This is a genomic window from Paenibacillus intestini, from assembly GCF_030803945.1.
Taxonomy (GTDB): domain Bacteria; phylum Bacillota; class Bacilli; order Paenibacillales; family Paenibacillaceae; genus Paenibacillus; species Paenibacillus polysaccharolyticus.
The window spans coordinates 289650-309631 of sequence record NZ_JAURUN010000006.1 but is presented as its reverse complement, the minus strand read 5'-3'; the positions used below and the strand labels follow the sequence as shown (position 1 = coordinate 309631).

Below are 19982 nucleotides of genomic sequence, written 5' to 3'. Positions count from 1 at the left end.
TAAGAGGTGATATGTATGGAAAAGTTTACGTTTTTCTGGCAGACAGCATCGCCGTTCTCCCAGTGGTTTAAGGCTGATTTTACGGTGGACGGGGTTCAGTATACAAGTGCAGAGCAATATATGATGCATCAGAAAGCACTGCTCTTTGGCGATCAACAGATTGCGGATAAAATCATGAAGACCCGTTCGGCTTCGGTACAAAAAAAGCTGGGGCGCCAGGTCACAGGTTTCGACCAGACCATATGGGAAAGCGAGTGCCAGCGCATTGTCTATGAAGGCAATCAGGCAAAATTTACACAGAACGAGGATTTACTGGCGGCTTTGCTCGCCACCCAAGGCACAACACTTGTAGAGGCAAGCCCGGATGATCGGATCTGGGGTGTGGGGCTGGCGGAGGAAGATCCGCGTATTCGTAACCGAAAAACATGGCGAGGAACGAACTGGCTAGGTGAGATTCTTACTCGTCTGAGAGAAGAGATAGGAAGGGATCGACATGAGTAACTTCGATAAACAAAACAAACACAGCAACATCAGTAATTCAAATAATACGACCACCGGGTCTCGTAATTCTAACGCATCAACAGATAAGACTGGCGTTAGCTCTCGTTCCGGACGCTCACGTATAGCACATCAGACGCTGGAGATTCTGGAGGAAGGCGTGTATGTAAACGGTTATGATCGTGCTGTTCATATCAAGAAAGACATGGAGCAAGCCATTCAAAATTCAGTTCTCTATAGGCCCTCGGAGCTTTCTCAACTAGGGGAGAAATTGCGCAAAGGAGGAAACCCGGCCCGGATGGAAGTAACCGGTGAAACGACGCTGGCAGCAGCAGCGCGTCTAACCCTAGAGGAAGGCAAAACGGATGTCGTTTGTCTGAATTTTGCATCGGCCAAAAATCCGGGCGGTGGTTTCCTTGGTGGAAGTCAGGCTCAGGAGGAAAGCTTGGCACGGGCAACAGGGCTATATCCATGTATTGCCCAGATGACAGAGATGTATGAGTACAATCGCAAGCAACGTACGTGCCTCTATTCAGACCATATGATATATTCTCCAGATGTTCCCGTGATCCGTGACGACTACGACCGATTGCTGGATCAATATTACACAACGGCCTTTATCACCGCTCCAGCGGTAAATGCAGGTGTAGTCAAAGAGCGGAAGGAAGCAACAGATGCAGAGATCAAGTCGGTCATGAAGCAACGCATTCGATATATATTGGAGGTTGCCGCTGTACAAGGTCATAGAACTATCGTACTTGGGGCCTTTGGCTGTGGTGTGTTCCGGAATGAACCGGCACAGGTGGCATCGTATTTTGCCGAGGTTTTGGATGAAGAAGGATACAGGGACTACTTTGATCACATCGTATTTGCCATATATGACCGGAGTGCAGGACAGCGAACGTTGGAGACCTTCAAGCGTCTGCTAGCATGAGTGTGAGCAGGTGAAGTAGGAGAAAGCACGGACGTCATGTCATAGAAAGGGGAACTAACATGCAATTTCATGAACGACAGCAGGATTTGTTTGAACTAGAGCATCACTATGCGCTGGCACACTGCATATCCGCTGATGCGAGAATGGGTAAAGGAATCGCGGTGCAATTCAGAGAGCGGTTTGATCTACAGACTCTTCAGGAGCAAGCGAAGCTGGAGCCGCTGGAGATTGGGCGATGTTATCCGGTTGGAAGGACGCTGAATCTTGTGACCAAAGCCAAATTTTCGAATAAACCTACGTATGCATCATTAACCCAGGCGGTTGAGTCTATGCGGGATGTCTGCTTAGAACAGGGAATTACTGGGCTGGCTATGCCTCGAATCGGTTGCGGGTTGGACAGATTGAAGTGGGAGAAGGTCAGCGTAATTATTCAGAATACGTTTGCGGAGATGGATATTGAGATCGTTGTATGCACAGTATGATCGAGTACAATCGGTATGTTGTATCTAAAAGAAAAAACCTCAGCTGGGTAAGGAAGCATGCGAGGTACAGGGAGTAAGACTATTACGAAGTCTGATCCCTGTATTCATTAAGCTCGGAGCATGAATCATATGCCCTGTGTTCTCGCAATCGCACTTCCGTTACTGAAGCGAGGTTTTTTTTTGTTTTTATGAATAGGCGAAGCTGGGTTTATTTTTTGGAAAACATCTCTTTTGCTTCATCCATAGCCATCTTGTTCCCGATGGAAGAGTAATCAAGCCAAGGCTGTGCCCCGATCGGGTACACGTGGCCTGCTTTGACCGCTTTCAGCCCTTGCCAGATTGGATTGCTTTGCAGCTCTTTGAACATCGTTTGGGCTTCATCATCCGAGTTAACCACGACAAAGATCGCATCGGCATCATAGTCTGGCAACACTTCACGGGATACGACCTGATATGGCTTGGAGGTATCCATGTCTTTGATGCCTTTGGCTGGAGTCAGTCCGAGATCATCGTACAAAATAGGGCCCATAGGACGGCGTGTGCTGAATACGCGTAATTCCTTGGCTGTGACACGAATAGCCATGACAGTGCCGTCACCGATCTGATCATGAATCAGTGATTGGACTTCTTTTGTTTCTGTCTCATAGTCCTGAATATACTGCTCCGCTTCTTTCTCGCGATTTACCAGTTTGCCAATCTCTTTCAGGTGATCCCGCCATGTGCCGTTGTCCAGATTGAACACATGTACAGGTGCAATTTTTTCGAATTTGGCCACATCGTCACCGGAGAACTCCTCATCCAGATAGATGACATCCGGTTTAAGTGCAAGCAGTGCTTCCATATCAGGGTCCTTGACCGGGCCAAGTGGCGTTGTATCTTTCAGGCGATCAGCCACATGGGACAGGAAACCTTTCGCTTCCCCGCCGATGACAGAACCGACAGGCGTGATCCCGAGGGACAGCAAATCATTGGTCAGGTGGATGGACATGGAAGCGATACGTGGTGCACCTGAAGCAGCAGTGCTATTTGAATCGTCTGCGGAGGTGTTTGTGTTAGCATTGGTGTTTGAATCGTTCGCGCCCGATGTGGACGTTTTGGCCGTTCCGCAGGCTGCAAGTACCAGCACCAAACTGATCGTTAGCATAAGCATAAGCATAAGATTTTTCTTCAACATAAACATAATTCGCGTTCTCCTTAAACATCTCATGGATGAAATTCATATTTTGGATAGCTTTATTTCGTTCGTACCAGCAGGTATAAAAAATAGGGCGCGCCAATCGCGGCTACAACAACACCCGCTGGTATGGCATTTGGTGCAAATATTGTCCGGCCGACCGTATCGGCCGTTACCAGAATCACCATGCCGATCAGTCCTGCGGCGGGAATCAAGTGCCGGTGCAGTGGCCCGACCAGTCTGCGGGCCAGATGCGGGGCGGCGAGTCCAATGAAGCCAATACCTCCAGCGACAGATACGCTGACCGCAGATAAGGCAACGGCACAGAGCAGAAGCAGGATGCGCCGCGAGCGCACAGGTGTGCCGATGCTGGTCGCAGCGGCATCGCCTAGATGGAAGGCGTCCAACGTTTTGGAACGGCTCCAGATATAGGCGATGCAGATTACGGTCCAAGGTAACAAAGCCTGGACATGAATCCAGTCTCGACCCCATACACTGCCTGCAAGCCAGCGTGCAGCGAATGAATACGTGTCCTCGTCGAGACGTAGCGACAGATAGAGCGTAAGCGCATGAAATCCAGCAGCAACAGCAATGCCGACCAGAATCAGTTTAATTGGTGATACGCCGCTGTTTCGATCATAGGACAGTAGCATAATAATCAGCGCTGCAGCTACACTGCCGGCAAAAGCAAAGAGTGGGATCAACAGTGCTACTGAGGTATCCATGCTGAACGACAGGCTGACAAAAATCATTAGCCCAAAAGCCGCCCCGGCATGCAAGCCCAGAATCCCCGGATCGGCAAGTGCATTACGTGTAATGCCTTGCAGCGCAGCACCTGCAATACCCAATCCAGCTCCGGCAAGAACGGTAACCAGAATGCGGGGCAATCGGTAGTCAAACAGGATGATCTGATCCTGTTCGCTCCCTTGTCCCAGCAAGGTCTGCACCACGGCCAGTGGGGATACGCGAATTGTGCCTGTATTCAGACTGATGAGAATCACCAATGTTGCGAGACACAGCAGAACAGAGCTGATAAGTACGGCTCTTTTGCCCCGAGAGGTCTGATTAAACTTCTCTAAAGGGGATCTGAAGAGGAGTTTCATTCCCTGTTTCTTCACTACAAAGCCCTCCTTTCTTTACGGGCTAGATAGAGGAAGAACGGTACACCGACAAAAGCGACCATAATACCTACCGCCAGTTCCTGAGGCGGATTCACGATGCGTGCCCCGAGATCAGCGAGCACAAGTAGAATCGCCCCGAGCAGGGAAGACATCGGAATGATGAGCCTATAGTCTACGCCAACCAGTTTACGGGAGATATGAGGGATAACCAACCCTACAAATCCAATCGAACCTACAGCGGAGACGGACACCCCTGCGAGCACAACGACAGCGGCAAGAGCAAGAAAGCGAGTCCAGCGCAGGTTCATCCCGAGATTAATGGCGACCTCTTCCCCCAGAGACATCAGCGAAACACGACGTGCGATCGGCATGGTTAATAGTAGTGTGAGCAGCAACACCGGAAGAATCAGTTTCAGATGGCGCCATTCAATACCTCCAAAACCTCCCGCATACCAGAAGGCCAGATCCTGGCTCAGATCAAAATAAATGGCTACTCCTGTGCTCAGAGAACCGAGCATTGCGGCAATCACTGCACCAGCCACCGTGAGCCTAATGGAGCTCAAGCCCCCTGGGGCAGCCATGCCCAGCAGAAAGATGAGCAATGTACCGAGCACGGCTCCTATAAACGATAAAAGCATAATCCATCCATAAGATAATCCCGGCCAGAACGCAAAGCTTAATGCGACGACAAACGTTGCTCCAGCGTTAATGCCAAGGATGCCGGTGTCGGCCAGTGGATTACGGGTAATGCCTTGCATCAAGGCTCCGGCTACAGCAAAAGCTGCTCCAATCACAGCGGCAGCAAGCACGCGTGGCAGTCTCAATTCATGAATGATCTGATGCGGTGTCAGAGCCGGGTTGTACTGGAAAATGGCTGTCCACACGGTTTCCAGTGTTAAGCCTTTGGCTCCTAATGAGATGGCAACAAACATGCTGATCAGCAGGATCGCGATGGCAGACAGAAACATCAGCCCAACGGTGACTGCAGATCGTTGAGTCATGGACGGGCGATGAGGCAGTCCCGGATGTTGGATACGGGTCACTCCTTTATAACAAATAACATCTTTCGTTGTTATTGATTATCATTATCAATTAGTGAATATTATAAAATCTTAATCCAGGCCCGTACATGGCATAAATTAAGATTTGGGAAATGGACATTTTTTAGATTACAAAAGTGCGGGCCTGTTCGTCAACATCGAGAGCGCTTCCTCAAGCTGGATGTTAATGGAATATGGAGCGTACACAACCCAAGCGTTCCAATCTACAAGATGCACACGGCCGCTGCGAACGGCGGGATGGCTGTTCCATAGTGGATCATTCTTTAATTTTTGCAATAATGTTGCCGGGTGATGCAGGTTGTCTGTCGCAAGTACAAGCACATCGGCTTCCAGACCGTCCCATTCTCCCGGTGTGAAAGGCATCCAGTTGAAGCCGATCCCGGGAGCCTTGCCGTTCAGTTCCGTCTGAATACGCTGAGGTGCATTGAGTTGTAGCGTCCGGTAAAACACATGACCGAAGTTACGGTGGCTGTACATCCGCGGCCCTTTGGAAGTTAATGTACCTACAGCTACAGTGAGGCTGCCAGCCTTTTCTTTGATCTTCTTGCGCGCACGCTCTGCTTTGCGCTCATGCTTGTCCAGCCATTCTTTGGCCGCCTGAGTCCGGTCTACAATCGAAGCGATCTGTTCCAAATGGCCGAACATGTCGGTCTGGTTCCATGGAATGGTTATGATGGGTGCAACATCACCAATATGTTCCATCGCTTTAGCCGTAGCGTTATCTTTGGTCAGAATCAGGTCGGGATTCGCATCGAGAAATGCCTGCCGTCCTTGTTCCCACGGTTCATAGGCATGAAAAGGCATGGTAAGCGAACGGGGCAGATGTGGCAGATGGCCTTGAATCTGTGCTGCACAGGGTGTGATGCCAAGTGTCATCAGATGATCGGTATAGGGATAAGAGAGTGACACTATGTTGCGATGAACTTGCTTGGCATAAGCCGTTGGAGCATAACCGGCATAGTTACGAAACCGTCTGCTGAAATAAAACTCGTCACGGTAACCGACCTCACGGGCGACATCACGAATACGCAGATCGGAGGTCAGTAACATTTCCTTCGCCCGGTTCATACGCAAATGAGTAATGTATTCGATCGGATTTTTGTGCATTCGGCTTTTGAACAGTTGAGAATAATACGACGGATGCATGCCGGCCAGTTCGGCTAAGGTATCCAGCTTAATCTCATGCATATAATGCTGCTGTATATATTGCAATGTGGATTTTAACCAGGACTCCGGATCATCCTGCTCCGATTCATCCGTAGGGCTTGCATGTTCTTCAGGCCAGAGTAGATAGAGTAGCTCGGCTAATAGTAATTGTGCTTTGATTTCACGGGATGCTGTTTCGTTATCGGGATGTGTAAGTTCGATCAGTTGGGTAGCGATCCGTTGAATGCCGTAAAAGGGACCTCGAATCCATCCGGCAACAGGTGAATGAAGTTCACGTTCATAGATGCGCTTCGCTTCTGTTTTCTCCGTCACTCGAAACAGGTCAAATTCAAGAATATACAGCTCGGCATCTTGATCGACATCCGACACAAGTTCCAAACGGGTTCCGGGTGGGTACAAACAGGCCGCTTTGCGAACAACACGGGATGGCTCTGCATCCACAATCTGTGTTCCCGTGAAGCGATGTATATAGATGAAGGTATGATTCCGGAGTTCGTCCGTCTGCCACCGGAAACGTTGCTGTGTGTTAACATGCTCTGCCCGGCGAAGTTCAACCAAGGCATGATCCAGGAACTGGTGAAGTTCATTGCGAGCCGTTGCACGTGTATTTATATGATTTAAATTGCCGCTAGGGCGTACAGTCAGTTCGTCATCTGAAGGTATGCGGTTATGGCCTTGATTTGGCTCAGAGATCATAGCGTACCTTCCTTTCATTGGGATCATTGTGTTCTTCAACAGGGTACATGTGCTCATTATGTGTCTCCAAGTTATCTTAGCAAATCTGTTGCGGAATTGAAATGTGATAAAGGGAAGCAAGCTTTTCTGACGAAAACGTTTCTTTTTGGTAAAATAAGAGAGATACCATGTTGGCTGGTCTGAATCATGAACCTTGTAATACGCAAATTGGTAGTAGGGAGGATGTACGTATGACACAGACAGCGGGACAGGATAAGGTACGATGGGGCATTATGGGCACGGGATGGATTGCATCCCAGTTTGCCAAGGATTTGGCACATGCGGGGAATGCGGTGAAAGCAGCGGTTGGTTCACGAACCGCAGGTAGTGCGGAGAAATTTGCAGCCGAATATGGTTTTGAACGCGCTTACGCTTCATATGATGAATTGCTGCGAGACCCTGAGGTGGATATCATCTATGTGGCAACGCCGCATCCGGTACATAAGGAAAATGTGATGGCCTGCCTCGAAGCGGGCAAAGCGGTACTTTGTGAGAAACCGTTTACGATGAACTCACGTCAACTGGAGCCGCTCGTGGAAACGGCGCGAGAACGGAAACTTTTCCTGATGGAGGGCATGTGGACACGCTTCCTGCCACCGATTGTACAGGCACGGGCATGGATTGCGGAAGGTCGTATTGGTGAAGTACGGATGGTGCAGGCAGACTTTGGATTCCGCATCGGCTGGGAGCCGGAGGGGCGGCTGCTTAATCCCGATCTGGGCGGTGGTGCGCTACTGGATGCCGGAGTTTACCCGATCTCTTTCGCGTCGATGATCTTCGGTGAACAACCTCAACATGTATGGAGCACAGCACACATTGGGGAAACCGGTGTGGACGAGCAATTCTCTATATTGTTGTCTTATTCCGAGGGGCGTTCGGCGTCACTAAGCGGTGCCATTCGTTTGAATCTGAACAATGAGGCCGTCATTTATGGTACGGAAGGCCGAATTCGTCTGCCTTTTTTCTTCGCAGGCAAAGAAGCTTATTTACATGTGAACGGACAGGACGAGCCAGAGAAGTTTGTGGATGATCGGACTTGTCTCGGGTACGCGTTTGAAGCAGAAGAGGCTGGACGTTGCATTCTGCAAGGGCGAACAGAGAGTCATACCATGAAACTGGACGAATCCCTGGAGATCATGAAGCTGATGGACACGGTTCGCCGGCAGTGGGGATTGCGCTACAGATCGGAGTAAGTGTCGCTGGCTAGTGATGGGAAAGGCCTTATTTATAGTGACTTAGATACACGCAAGCTGGATGGAACGCTGGAAATGCCGGGCGTGTGAGAAGTCCCACGCTTATGGCGAGTGTTTTCTTTAAGTGATGTAGTCCAGTTAGTTTATTGTGATGGCATCTGTTGTTGTATCCGCAGAAATAAACAAAGGGTTGGCGGGTTGATTAAAAAGGGGCGCTGGAGTTGTACAAGCCTTGCAGTTGTATAACGGAAGAGTAGCGTTACTAATTAGGCGAAGCAGGTTGTAGCATTTGGATTAGTCCATCGGGAGGGAGTGCAGCAGTTGATGAAGTTTCTGATTTCGGGGTTTGAACCTTTTGGCGGTGATGCTGTCAATCCGACAGGAGCGTTAATGGAAGCATTAGCGCATGAGGTAATCGAGGGAGCAGTATTAAAAACCGTGTTGCTACCTGTGAATTTTGATGAGTGTGCAGACATGCTGATTGCAGAGATGCAGGCCTTTCAGCCGGATATCGTTATCGCCTGCGGGTTAGCAAAAGGTAGAACGGCAATTACGCCAGAGTGCATCGCCATTAATGTGAAGGACATTCCGCCCGGATCTTATGCGGACAATCAGGGTCAGCGCCCTGTGGATGAACCGATTGTAGCCGGAAGTCCCGATGGTTTATTTTCCACCTTGCCTATCCGGAAGATGGTCAATGATATGTCGGCTAGAGGCATACCAGCAACAGTCTCCAATACGGCGGGAACATATATATGTAATAACACGATGTACCGGATACTCGATTACATTCGGTTGCAACAGTTGTCTGTGCGAGCAGGCTTTGTTCATTTTCCGGCTTCGACAGAAATGGCTGTGCAGGCACCTTCTGTCCCATCTCTGCCACTTCCAGTGATGCTGGATGCACTGCGATCGATGATTCGCACGGTTATGTCGGAGACGGAAACAAATAAATAAAATGCCAATATATCAAGCAGTAACGAATAACTAGGTAACCAACAAAAAGCGGATCCGGACAATCAACACTAATCAGGCAACCAACAATGATAAACTAATAACGAGGCAAACAATATATCAATAACCTGGCGACAAACAACAAACAACAAACAACAAACAACAAACAACAAACAACAAACAAACCAAACTAACAACCAAACCGATACAACGAGGAAACTAATACGAGGAAATCAATAAACTAATAAACAATCAACAACCAGGTAACCCACAAACAAACTATAGGCTATAAGCAAGCCATAACTGATAAACCAACTCAACGAATAAAAGGGCAACTCCAATACGTCACAAAGGTGGCGAGAGGAGTTGCCCTACATGTATTTGATTAGTTTGGTTTTTACACATATATCTCCCAATCATAGGGGAGTTTTACGAGCTAGTACCCAATATGAGGGTGGAAACCTTGTGTAGACTCAATCTTACGGCGTGTTAGGGCCAATGATACTGCATGACTATCTGGCGCAATTTCTAACGATCCCCACAGACGCTATTTACACCAATTTGGCGGTTTTAGAATTCTAACGATCCGTAGGAACGCTATTTCACCGAAATAGACCAGATTGAGATGAAAAAGGACCATTTTCGGCTAAATAAGGTTTCTGGTGATCGTTAGAATTTGCAGACTGCAAAAATGAGTCAAATAAGGCCTGTCAGGATCGTTAGAGATAGACGGTACATAAAAGATAGGTCAAAACCTTAAGGAGTAGTAGCTCCGGCTAAGTTCAGAGTTAAACAACATGGAAACATTCCAATACCAGCCGATAGAGAGCATCGCAACGTGAAGGTTAGATTTTTAACAAGTTCAAGTCAAACTCGGGAACCAGTTTTTCTTGCATGGCACGACCAAGCAGGGCCGTAATCGCAGCATAGCCGTCTGGACCCAAGTTAGCACTGAATTCGTTGACGTACAGGTCGATATGTTGAGCGGCTACGTTGGGATCCATCTCTTGTGCATGCTCCATGACATATGCTTGCGATTCTTCAGGATGAGCCCAAGCGTACTCCACAGAGGCACGTGCCCAGCCGGCCAATGCGTGAGCATCCAGATCGCGGCGGGCAATAATGGCACCGAGCGGAATCGGCAGGCCTGTGTCATTTTCCCACCAGTTGCCGAGGTCAGTCATCAGCTGCAAGTTATAGTTTTGGTACGTAAAACGTGCTTCATGGATAACCAGCCCGGCATCGATTTGACCATCACGAACGGCAGGCATAATTTTATCAAAAGGCATGACGACAATTTCACCGACACCGCCAGGAACATTTTTCGCGGCCCATAGACGGAATAACAGATAGGCTGTCGAGCGCTCGCTTGGTACGGCAACACGTCGTCCAGACAGGTATGACGGATCAGTTGTTCGATCAGCTGTTAAAACCAAAGGGCCGCAGCCTCTGCCCAGAGCACCGCCAGCAGGTAATAAAGCATAGTTTTCCAATACATAAGGTAGCGCTGCATAAGAGATTTTCATCACTTCCGGAATGTCTGGTCCAATTGGACTTGCAGCAAGACCGTTCGTTATATCGATATCCGCATAGCGAACGTCAAGCTCAGGTGCACCAGAAATCAGACCGTGTACCCAAGCGTGAAAGATAAAAGTATCGTTAGGACAAGGGGAAAAAGCAATATTCATGATGTAATAACCTCCCGTAAAATAGAACTTGCTGCCTGGAGCGCATCCAGGGCATCCTTGATGCGCCAAGCGTCGCGGTCGCGTGGACCGACCGCGTTAGATATGCCGCGCAGTTCGAGCACCGGCAGGCCGAACTGCTGCGCAGCTGTTGCTACGCCGAAGCCTTCCATGCCTTCGGCGGCAGCATCCGGCACGCGGCGCAACAGCTCCGCGGCCGTCTGCGCGGTTCCGGTCGCCGTGGACACGGTGACCGCAGTGCCTCCGCTGACAGCGAGCCCTGCCCGCTGCAGCTCATGGCGAAGGCGCGCGGCAAGCACCGCGTCCGCCGCCACACGGGACGAGCCGAATCCGAGCTCGTCCACAGAGAGGAAGCCGTCTGGCGTCTGCGAGCCCAGATCGGCTGCAACCATGGCGTCGGCTACCACGAGGGAGCCGACGTCCGCCCGGCCGGGGAACCCGCCGCCGATGCCGGCACTGATCACCAGCCCATAGGCTGATGATCTGGCGCCGGTCCCGGCAACGGGCCCCGGCCCTGAAGATGCGGCTGTGCCTTGCGCCGCATCAAGTTCCTCTGGCGCGGCCTTGCCGTGCGCCAGTTCACGTGCCGCTGCTGAAGCGAAAGCTAGCGCAGCGGCAGTTCCGGCAGCGGCCGAGGCAGGGCCAACGCCCGCTGCAATAACATCAAACTGTGCTGCGGCATGATCACCCAAGCCGCGAAGGATGGCGTCTTTTTCCGCGTCCACAGCCGTTACAATCAGTATGCGTGAAGAAGCGGAGAGAGCGGCTGTAGAAGCGGCCTTATCAGAAATCGTACCTTTTGTTATGTTCATGAGTTGTTTACCTCGATTTTAATTGTAATAGTAGATAGATCGGCGTTGCCAAGCCCAGCATGCATACGGATAGTGTTTAGAAGGCTATCTACTTTAGTATTTTGCAAAAATTCATCATTCGTTTGCATACACACACATAACCCGAACTCAAACTCGTAACCATACACTTATACGTATATAAATGTCCACTGTATGGGAACAAATTCATTCTTTTTGTCTTTCAAAGAGTGGACAGTACTCTCCAAAAGAGCATGTCCCACCGCTAATGATTGTAACACCATATACAGATGGGAAAATCAAAATTGTTATTTTTGATCTATATGTAGGTTGGTAGGTGAAGTGTGTTCTTTTAAGAAAAGTGTCCACCTTTTGATAAACAAAATCCCCAAATGTACACGACAAGTGGACAAGTTACAAACACGATCATGTCCTTTCCGAAAGCCGGAACAGCGAATAGCGAATAGCAAAATGAAAACTTTCCACCTTACTATTACTCACACTCACTCATCACACTCACACTCACACTGACTCTAACTCATCCCATCTTAGCTCTTCCCACCTCACACTAACCCACCCTGACTCATCCTAACTCATTCTATCATTTTAACTCATCGCATCTCTAACTCATAACTACCTCTCTATCTCACCCTCACTGATCTTACTCATATCTCGTCATACCTTGTTATACCTCATCTTAATTCATCCTAACTCATACTAAGCCGTTGTAACTCATCATAACGAAGGAGCAGGTGCAAAACAATCTTTCGAGCTTATTCGCACCAAGTCCAGTTTCGAGCATATTCGCACCAGCTCAATAAGGAGGAACGATATTTATAGAAGTGATCAGATGCTCCCTCGCTAAACTATATTCGAAAGGAATATCCCTCTGATCTTTTAGAAAATAACATGATCGTTTTCTTGTTTCCTTTTTATATGTCAACTATACCATATGGATTGGTTTTATATACATTTTACTGTTCCCTAATTCAGGCATGGAGTTAAAGTTAAAGATTGACAAACTGTATTAACTGTATTATTAATAGTAGTACAGGTAGTACACTGAGAGTACACTAACAGCAAAACAAGCAAGGCGACATACTAAGTTAAGAAAGGAGGTGCGGGATGTTCGAATTGGATGTACGTAGCCGGAAGGCGATCTATGAGCAACTGGTGGATAAAGTCAAAGAAATGATCGTATACGGTATTCTGAAACCCGATGAGCAGCTTCCTTCCGTTCGGTCATTATCAACACAGCTCACCGTGAACCCGAATACAATTCAGAAGGCATACCGTGAGCTTGAGCGAGAAGGTTATATTTATTCCGTGCAGGGTAAAGGAAGTTTCGTATCACCATCTGTGGAACATCCGAAGGAGGCTATGAAAGACGAGATCAGAGAATCCTTGGTGAAACTGATTGCCGAAGCTTCGTTTTCCGGTTTATCCAAGGCGGAGATGACTCTTTTATTCGAAGAAGCGATGGCCCGTATAGAGAAGGAGGTGCCCCATGATTGAGCTGAATCAAGTCGTTAAAGCTTTTGAACAGGAAAAGGCTGTCGATGGCGTAACAATGTACATAAATAAGGGGTCGATCTATGGTTTACTCGGTTCCAACGGGGCAGGCAAAACATCGTTGCTCAAAATCATTGCCGGTATTTATCGTCAAGACCGTGGAACAGTGCGCATTAACGGAGCCGAGGTATACGAAAATTTAGACCTGAAAGGCCGCACTATTTTCATGGCAGATTCACCAAACTTTTTCCCGCAATCTTCGATTACGCATATGGCTTCATTCTACCGCTCAATCTATCCAAGCTGGAGTGAGGAACGTTTCAACCAACTCGGGGCTGTCTTCAAATTAGATGTAAAACGCAAGCTTCATCGCATGTCCAAAGGCATGCGCCGTCAGGCTGCGGTATGGCTGGGACTCAGCTGTATGCCTGAGGTGTTGCTTATGGATGAACCGATTGATGGACTCGACCCTGTCATGCGCCAACAGATCAAAAACCTCTTGTTTCAGGAAGCGGCGGAGCGTCAGGTGACCATTATCATCTCATCCCACAATTTGCGGGAGATCGAAGATCTCTGTGACCATGTAGCCATCATGCACAAAGGCCAAATTATCGTGCAGAAGGATCTGGATGACCTTAAGTCTGATACACACAAGATTCAGGTTGCCTTTCGCCACCCGGATCATGCTGATTTATTGAAAGAACAGGTTCATATTATGCATGAAGAAAAAAGAGGAAGTGTCTCTTTGTATATTGTTAAAGGTCATCGTGAAGATGTTACGGCGCAATTTCGTTTGCATGATCCGTATCTGCTGGATGTGTTGCCGCTGACACTGGAGGAGATTTTTATCTATGAAATGGAGGGTGCCGGGTATGACATTCAACCGATTATACTTTAACCGCGGTATCCTGTACCAAAATTTCAGGCAGCACGGATGGCTTGGTATTGTTTATCTCTTGTTATTATTAACGCTTCCGCTATTTATCGGCACAGAGTATCGAGATTATACGGAGGAGATTAGTACTCTATTTAAAGTAAACGGGGAGTTTCATTGGTTTCTTGCAATTACGGTGCCGGTTGTGATGGCTTTGTTCCTGTTCCGTTACATTCAAGCAGGGGGGCCTGCGGATGTATATCACAGCCTGCCGCTGAAGCGTAGACATTTGCTCACGATGAACCTGATGACCGGATATGTAATGATTCTGGTCCCCATCTGGATTACGGCTGGAGTTACCAAGTGGGTGTCCGTAGCTCTGAATGAACCCGCTTATGTTTTTAACGACAGTGCAATCTGGATGTGGGGAGTAACCATAAGCATTGTCTCTCTCTTCATGTTTACGCTGACAGTTGCGGTAGGGATGTGTATCGGGCAATCTATTCTACAGGGTCTGACTGTATATGGCATCAGCCTGATTCCTTTGATTTTCTGGGGAGTCTTTGGACTGCATCTGAAGCATTATCTGTTTGGTTATCCGGAAAACATTTTCCGATTCAAAATCGAGACTATTTCTCCAATTTCCCGCGTCAGCAGCCTCAGTTATGCGATTCCTGGATGGGGCGAACTGAGTATTTACGCTGGGATGACTGTACTTATGATCGTTCTATCGTATCTCTTTTACCGTAAGCGCCATGTAGAATCGGCAACCCAAGCCATTGCATTTCGCATTGTCAAACCAATCTTCCGTTTTGGCTTCATGTTCACGATTGTATTGCTTAGTGGCGCTTATTTCTCAATGATTTCCCCAGGCGATTCCCGGATATGGGGCGTTGCAGGTTACATCATTGGAGGCGTTGCGGGGTACATTGGAGCTGAGATGATCATTCGCAAAACCTGGCTGATCTGGAACCGCGGCTTATTACCACAGTTTGCTGTATATGGAATTGCAACTGCACTTATTCTTTACGTGCCTGTGGCAGACTGGAATGGTTATGCGACAAATGTGCCATCGAAAGACAACGTCGAGAAGGTTCGAATTGGCGGGGACCATACGATCTATGTAGATAATCAGATTGTAAAGCTGGATGATGAACAATTCTACTCTAATGACATGGGATATATTGATGCTGTTCTTGCACTTCATCAGAAAATTGTAGATTCCCGTCAGACGTTGAATGAGAAGGGACAAAGCCGGATTATACCTGACCAAGAGAGCGTCAGGGTTGACTATAAATTGAAGAATGGAAAGACAATATCACGGCAATATATCGTTCAAGAGAGCCGTTTTCAACAAGAGTTTGAGCATATGAAAAACTTCGAAGATTATAAAGCAGTCAGTTATGGAACCTATGCACTCGACAATGACGTTCGCAGCATTGGTATCCGGTCAAGATTAACTAGTGATCGCGCTGTATACATCAGTAACCCGCAGCTCATTCGTGAATTCAAGGCACTCTTGAAAGCAGAAATTTTAGATCAAACGTATGAAGATCAAAAATCCCATTGGGAGTCGTATGCATCAGCTGAGGTTTATCAAGATTACCGGGATGGATTATCGTCCAAGCAGATTTTGGATCAACCTAATCTTAGCTCCACATATGAGATTAAACCAACCTACACCCGTTTAATTGCATGGCTCAAAGAGAACAAATTGTATGATCAGTTGCAGGTCTCTGTAGATGAAGTTGCTTCTGCCCAGTTTATTAAACAAGAGATTAACAGCCCGGGTAAAGCTATATATGTCTATCCTGACCCGCAATTCATAGATGAAAATCTAAAAGGAAACAAGAAGGTAGCCACCAAGAACAAAGAAATTATCAGCCAGTTGCTCCAGCGGCAAAGATCAGGTTACTACACCGATCAGGGTATCTTCTATCAGATCAAGCTTAATTTTAATAAAGGCCAGAACGTCTATATGATGTTAGAAGAGGATGATCTTACCGAGGGTATGAGAGCCATTCTAATCGATCTTTAAATTTTTCTTTACTTCAGCTTGACCAAATGAAAGATGTGGAATATATTTGAAAAAGTGAAGATCCAAGCGATTTGTTGAATCACCGAATCTTATATGGAACGGCTCAAGAGGGAAGCACCCGTAAGAGCAGGCACATGCCTGACTTGCGGGTGCTTTTTTGTCGTTCGCCGAACGGATCGCTGATGTTGAATCTTGAACTGCAAGGGAGTCTTACTCTGGACGCTGTACGGAACAATTGTTGGATATATACAGGGTGAATAGTGTCGCGGACTTCCATACTAATTTTGAGAAAAAGGGGTGCAGAAGGATGATGTATTTAAGACCGGAGAAGAAACGATTGGTAGAGCAACTTACGTTGCCTCGACAACCAATGGAAACGTGGAAGAGGCAGTCAACGTGGGTGCAGTTTTTTCATTTTTGGTTAAAGCTACTGGTTGGACATTCGGTTTTAAGAAGATTGAGTGTGATGTTTGTTGCAACGTACGGCATTGGAATGATATGTAGTGCAACAACAGTTCACGGTGAAGGGATTGAGCTGAATGTTACTGCGCAGAAAGCCTGGAATACAGTAGTGAATAAGGCAGATGCGCAAACGGAACGTTCCTTACTACAGACATACGAAAGTGCCGGGAAATGGATTTCCCAAAAAGAGATGTGGGAACAAAAGATCAAGCAACTACATACAACGAACGCTACTGAGTTGGTGCAGCTTCGAAAGGCAATCAGTAATACCGATGCAGCGAAGCTGGCTGCTCTTCAGAAGTCAGTGGAACTTACACAGGCACGTTATGAACCTTTATTCAAACTTTATAGCTCACTGAACAAACAATTGTCTGCTTCCAAGGCTCTCCAGAGCAAAGAGTGGAGTTCGGCCATTCGTACACAGGCTGACACGCTAAAACCCTTGGTGCAATTGGCACGTGAGGATATTCGTGCGAAGAAATTGAGCCTTGCTGAAGCACGGAAGCGGAAAAATAAGGAGGTGAAGCGGCTGCGAGCGATGTTAAATGGCACAAATGCTGTAAAAAAGCAGATACAAACGGCCAAGAAACAAGTCAGTTTGTCCAGAGAACGGTACTCGGATGCGCTTCGTAACTTTAAACAAACCCTAAAAAAAGGTGAGCCTTCACGTGTGCTGAGTAGCCTGAATTCCCTGGTTTCTTCTGCTGAGAGATGGACGGTTGCGAGCCAACATATTCACACGTTAGAGCAAAAGATGTCTACGATCTACGTTACAGTAAGCCAAGAAATCCACAACAGATCCAAATGAATGAGCCTGATCCTGCAAGAAAATTGCATGGGAGAAACTAGATTTTTTCTGGTGCGTACACCTCTATAACAGAACCATTCATTGAACATGGAGCGAGGTGCAGGCTGGTGCAGATAGAGAGCAGAACGGGTTTGAAACGAAAGCGTTACTGGATTCCCATCAGTTTATTGCTCCTGATTATCGGTGTTGTAGGAGTAGGCTCACAATTCACACCCAGAATAACAGTACTTTTGCTAAAGACAGGGAATGGATTGTTTACTACAAATGAAAGCGACAAGGCATCGTTTATTTCGGAAGGGATAACCCGTGTTACCGATGTGGCCTATGCAGATGGAGGTCGTAACAACAGTACGCTGGACATTTATTATCCTTCCGCAGCAACTAAACCCTTGCCAGTCATATTGTGGGTTCATGGCGGCGGTTGGGTTATGGGTGATAAAAAAGACATAGCCGATTATGCGGTGCAGTTAAGCAAACGTGGTCATGTGGTGGTCAGCATGAATTATGCACTTGCGCCGAATACGACATACCCTGTGCCCGTAATGCAAACCAATCAGGCTCTAACATATATCAGAGATCATGTGAGTGAATATCAAGGTGATCCGAGCAACCTGTTTCTTGCTGGTAATTCGGCTGGTGCCCAGATTGCAAGTCAGACTGCGGCGTTGCTTACGAATCCCAATCTGGCAAAACAAATGAATATAACGCCATCAGTGGAATCTGAACAGTTAAGAGGTACACTTTTGTTCTGTGGGCCATATCAATTGCGTACTGTCGAGAGTACAGGCTTTCCGTTTATACGAACGTTTCTATGGTCATATACGGGAAGCAAGGCATACGAGAATGATCCACATCTGGATGAAATGTCAACGGTCCTTCAGGCCACAGCCACCTTTCCACCATCATTTATTACTTCTGGTAATGATGATCCTTTGACCGTACAATCGATTGAACTTGCAGAAGTGTTAGAGCGTCAAGGTGTCACGACAGAAACATTATTTTTTCAATCATCTTCGGAGAAGCTGGGACATGATTACCAGTTCGATCTGGGGAGTGAAGCAGCGCAGCAGGCGCTACAGGCATCCGTGCAATTTATTCAGGCTCATAAAAAAGAAAACTAAAGATACAAAGAATTCAAGTTAAATCGGCACTTTAAAAAGGGTATCACAGCGATTCACCATGAAAAAAACATGACATACGACTGGGACACCCTTTATTTATTTATTTATTTATTGGCCAGAACTAATAATCTGAGCATAGCTTCTTCAACTGTTGCACGTGGACAGGCTACGTTGATGCGCATGAATCCGGCATATTCTTTGCCGAATACAACCCCACTATTGAATGCGAGTCCTGCCTCATGAAGCAGTTTCTTGCTTAATTGCGCATGAGTCAATCCTAATTCCCGGAAATCGACCCATAACAAATAGGTGGCTTCAGGAAGGTACAGACGGATACCTGGCAGATGCTCCGCAATAAATTGCTGCACGTATTCCATGTTGCCCCGAATATAAGCAAGACATTGATCAAGCCAATCTTCGCCACCGTTATAAGCGGCCTCGGTTGCTACGGCTCCTAGTGTACTAATACTGGATAACCCCATGGTACGCACGCCTTTGGCGAACTGTTCCCGCAATTGGGCATTAGGAATGATAATGTTTGATGAACTTAATCCGGGGATATTAAACGTTTTGCTTGGTGCTGTGCAGATGATGCTGCGAGCTGCGATCGCTTCCGAGATCAGACTTAGCGGTGTATGTGTTCCACGTTCATACACCAGATCAGCATGGATTTCATCCGATACGATGAGCACATTATATTTCAGACACAGTGATGCAAGAGCCTCCAGTTCCTCAAGACTCCATACTCGTCCAACCGGATTGTGAGGACTGCACAGGATCAGTATTTTGACCTTTCCATTCTGGAAACTTCTCTCCAAATGATCTAGATCCATGGTGTATTTCCCATGTTCTTCGATCAGTGGATTCGTAATGAGTTCCCGGTCCTGATCTCTCACGACATCATAGAAGGGAGGATATACGGGTGTCTGGATGACTACAGCATCCCCTGGTGAAGTAAATTGTTGTACCGCTATACTGAGCGCAGGTACGATCCCTGGCGTGAATACGATCCAGTCCGCATGGATTTTCCAGTTGTGACGGCGTTGCATCCAGTCTGTGACGGCTGCATGATAGGCCTCGGTTCGCAGAGTGTAACCAAAGATGCCGTGTCCCATCCTGGCCTGTAAAGCTTCAATAACAGATGGAGGAGCAGCAAAATCCATATCGGCTACCCACATAGGAAGTGCATCTGCTACACCGAATAATGCCTCAAGCCCGTCCCATTTCTCGGAAGCGGTAGATATTCGGTCAATCGGTGTATCAAACAAATATTGATCTATCATAACAAAGAAGTCCTCCTTGGTTCATTGATTCGTTGTTACGTCCTACAAAC

Annotated in this window: 17 protein-coding genes; 10 read left to right on the top strand and 7 right to left on the bottom strand. The window is 47.4% G+C overall.

Annotated features, from left to right (window positions below; translation table 11 throughout):
• The first annotated feature begins 15 nt into the window (after window positions 1-15).
• The 3 genes from ybiA to J2T16_RS18125 are packed head-to-tail and all read left to right on the top strand — an operon-like array spanning window position 16 to window position 1914.
• A complete protein-coding gene (gene ybiA / locus J2T16_RS18135; protein WP_154959808.1) occupies window positions 16-501 on the top strand; it encodes a riboflavin biosynthesis intermediates N-glycosidase in 486 nt (161 codons plus the stop codon).
• Complete coding sequence (locus J2T16_RS18130) at window positions 494-1432, top strand: TIGR02452 family protein (protein WP_499018959.1); 939 nt, start codon at window positions 494-496, stop codon at window positions 1430-1432. Before ybiA ends, J2T16_RS18130 begins: the two co-directional genes overlap by 8 nt.
• Before the next feature lie 59 nt (window positions 1433-1491).
• Window positions 1492-1914, top strand: coding sequence for a macro domain-containing protein (locus J2T16_RS18125; protein ID WP_499018958.1), 423 nt, complete (start codon window positions 1492-1494; stop codon window positions 1912-1914).
• Between the two features lie 208 nt (window positions 1915-2122).
• Here J2T16_RS18125 and J2T16_RS18120 read toward each other — a convergent pair whose 3' ends face one another.
• The 4 genes from J2T16_RS18120 to J2T16_RS18105 all read right to left on the bottom strand — a co-directional run bounded on the left by J2T16_RS18120 (window position 2123) and on the right by J2T16_RS18105 (window position 7133).
• A complete protein-coding gene (locus tag J2T16_RS18120; RefSeq protein ID WP_154890928.1) occupies window positions 2123-3085 on the bottom strand; it encodes an iron-hydroxamate ABC transporter substrate-binding protein in 963 nt (320 codons plus the stop codon).
• A gap of 62 nt (window positions 3086-3147) precedes the next feature.
• Window positions 3148-4191 (bottom strand): FecCD family ABC transporter permease, encoded by a 1044-nt coding sequence (locus tag J2T16_RS18115; RefSeq protein ID WP_499018988.1) that lies wholly within the window; start codon window positions 4189-4191, stop codon window positions 3148-3150.
• Between the two features lie 14 nt (window positions 4192-4205).
• Entirely contained in the window at window positions 4206-5177 is a 972-nt protein-coding gene (locus J2T16_RS18110) for a FecCD family ABC transporter permease (RefSeq protein ID WP_253500309.1), read from the bottom strand.
• 201 nt (window positions 5178-5378) lie between these two features.
• Entirely contained in the window at window positions 5379-7133 is a 1755-nt protein-coding gene (locus J2T16_RS18105) for a helix-turn-helix domain-containing protein (protein WP_499018957.1), read from the bottom strand.
• A gap of 230 nt (window positions 7134-7363) precedes the next feature.
• Between J2T16_RS18105 and J2T16_RS18100 the strand changes: the two genes are divergently transcribed.
• Window positions 7364-8365 (top strand): Gfo/Idh/MocA family protein, encoded by a 1002-nt coding sequence (locus J2T16_RS18100; protein WP_499018956.1) that lies wholly within the window; start codon window positions 7364-7366, stop codon window positions 8363-8365.
• A gap of 324 nt (window positions 8366-8689) precedes the next feature.
• Window positions 8690-9322 (top strand): pyroglutamyl-peptidase I, encoded by a 633-nt coding sequence (locus J2T16_RS18095; protein ID WP_336122736.1) that lies wholly within the window; start codon window positions 8690-8692, stop codon window positions 9320-9322.
• A gap of 842 nt (window positions 9323-10164) precedes the next feature.
• Here J2T16_RS18095 and J2T16_RS18090 read toward each other — a convergent pair.
• Both J2T16_RS18090 and J2T16_RS18085 read right to left on the bottom strand, forming a co-directional pair.
• Window positions 10165-11007 carry a 1,4-dihydroxy-6-naphtoate synthase gene (locus J2T16_RS18090; protein ID WP_499018955.1) on the bottom strand — a complete coding sequence of 281 codons (843 nt, stop codon included), beginning with the start codon at window positions 11005-11007 and terminating at the stop codon, window positions 10165-10167.
• Window positions 11004-11837, bottom strand: coding sequence for a futalosine hydrolase (locus J2T16_RS18085; RefSeq protein ID WP_221787700.1), 834 nt, complete (start codon window positions 11835-11837; stop codon window positions 11004-11006). Before J2T16_RS18085 ends, J2T16_RS18090 begins: the two co-directional genes overlap by 4 nt.
• Before the next feature lie 1122 nt (window positions 11838-12959).
• Here J2T16_RS18085 and J2T16_RS18080 point away from each other — a divergent pair.
• The 5 genes from J2T16_RS18080 to J2T16_RS18060 all read left to right on the top strand — a co-directional run bounded on the left by J2T16_RS18080 (window position 12960) and on the right by J2T16_RS18060 (window position 18649).
• Window positions 12960-13349 carry a GntR family transcriptional regulator gene (locus J2T16_RS18080; RefSeq protein ID WP_090917764.1) on the top strand — a complete coding sequence of 130 codons (390 nt, stop codon included), beginning with the start codon at window positions 12960-12962 and terminating at the stop codon, window positions 13347-13349.
• The gene (locus tag J2T16_RS18075) at window positions 13342-14244 is read left to right on the top strand and encodes an ABC transporter ATP-binding protein (RefSeq protein ID WP_339836094.1); all 903 of its coding nucleotides are present in this window, start codon (window positions 13342-13344) and stop codon (window positions 14242-14244) included. Before J2T16_RS18080 ends, J2T16_RS18075 begins: the two co-directional genes overlap by 8 nt.
• Window positions 14198-16258, top strand: a complete 2061-nt coding sequence (locus J2T16_RS18070) for an MFS transporter (protein ID WP_499018954.1) — start codon at window positions 14198-14200, stop codon at window positions 16256-16258. Before J2T16_RS18075 ends, J2T16_RS18070 begins: the two co-directional genes overlap by 47 nt.
• Window positions 16259-16565: 307 nt before the next feature.
• Window positions 16566-17528 carry a hypothetical protein gene (locus J2T16_RS18065; RefSeq protein ID WP_499018953.1) on the top strand — a complete coding sequence of 321 codons (963 nt, stop codon included), beginning with the start codon at window positions 16566-16568 and terminating at the stop codon, window positions 17526-17528.
• Between the two features lie 131 nt (window positions 17529-17659).
• The gene (locus J2T16_RS18060) at window positions 17660-18649 is read left to right on the top strand and encodes an alpha/beta hydrolase (RefSeq protein ID WP_186809740.1); all 990 of its coding nucleotides are present in this window, start codon (window positions 17660-17662) and stop codon (window positions 18647-18649) included.
• A 104-nt stretch (window positions 18650-18753) separates the two neighbouring features.
• On the opposite strand, the gene J2T16_RS18055 is transcribed toward J2T16_RS18060, so the two are convergent.
• Window positions 18754-19932 (bottom strand): PatB family C-S lyase, encoded by a 1179-nt coding sequence (locus tag J2T16_RS18055; RefSeq protein ID WP_154890725.1) that lies wholly within the window; start codon window positions 19930-19932, stop codon window positions 18754-18756.
• Between the last annotated feature and the right edge of the window lie 50 nt (window positions 19933-19982).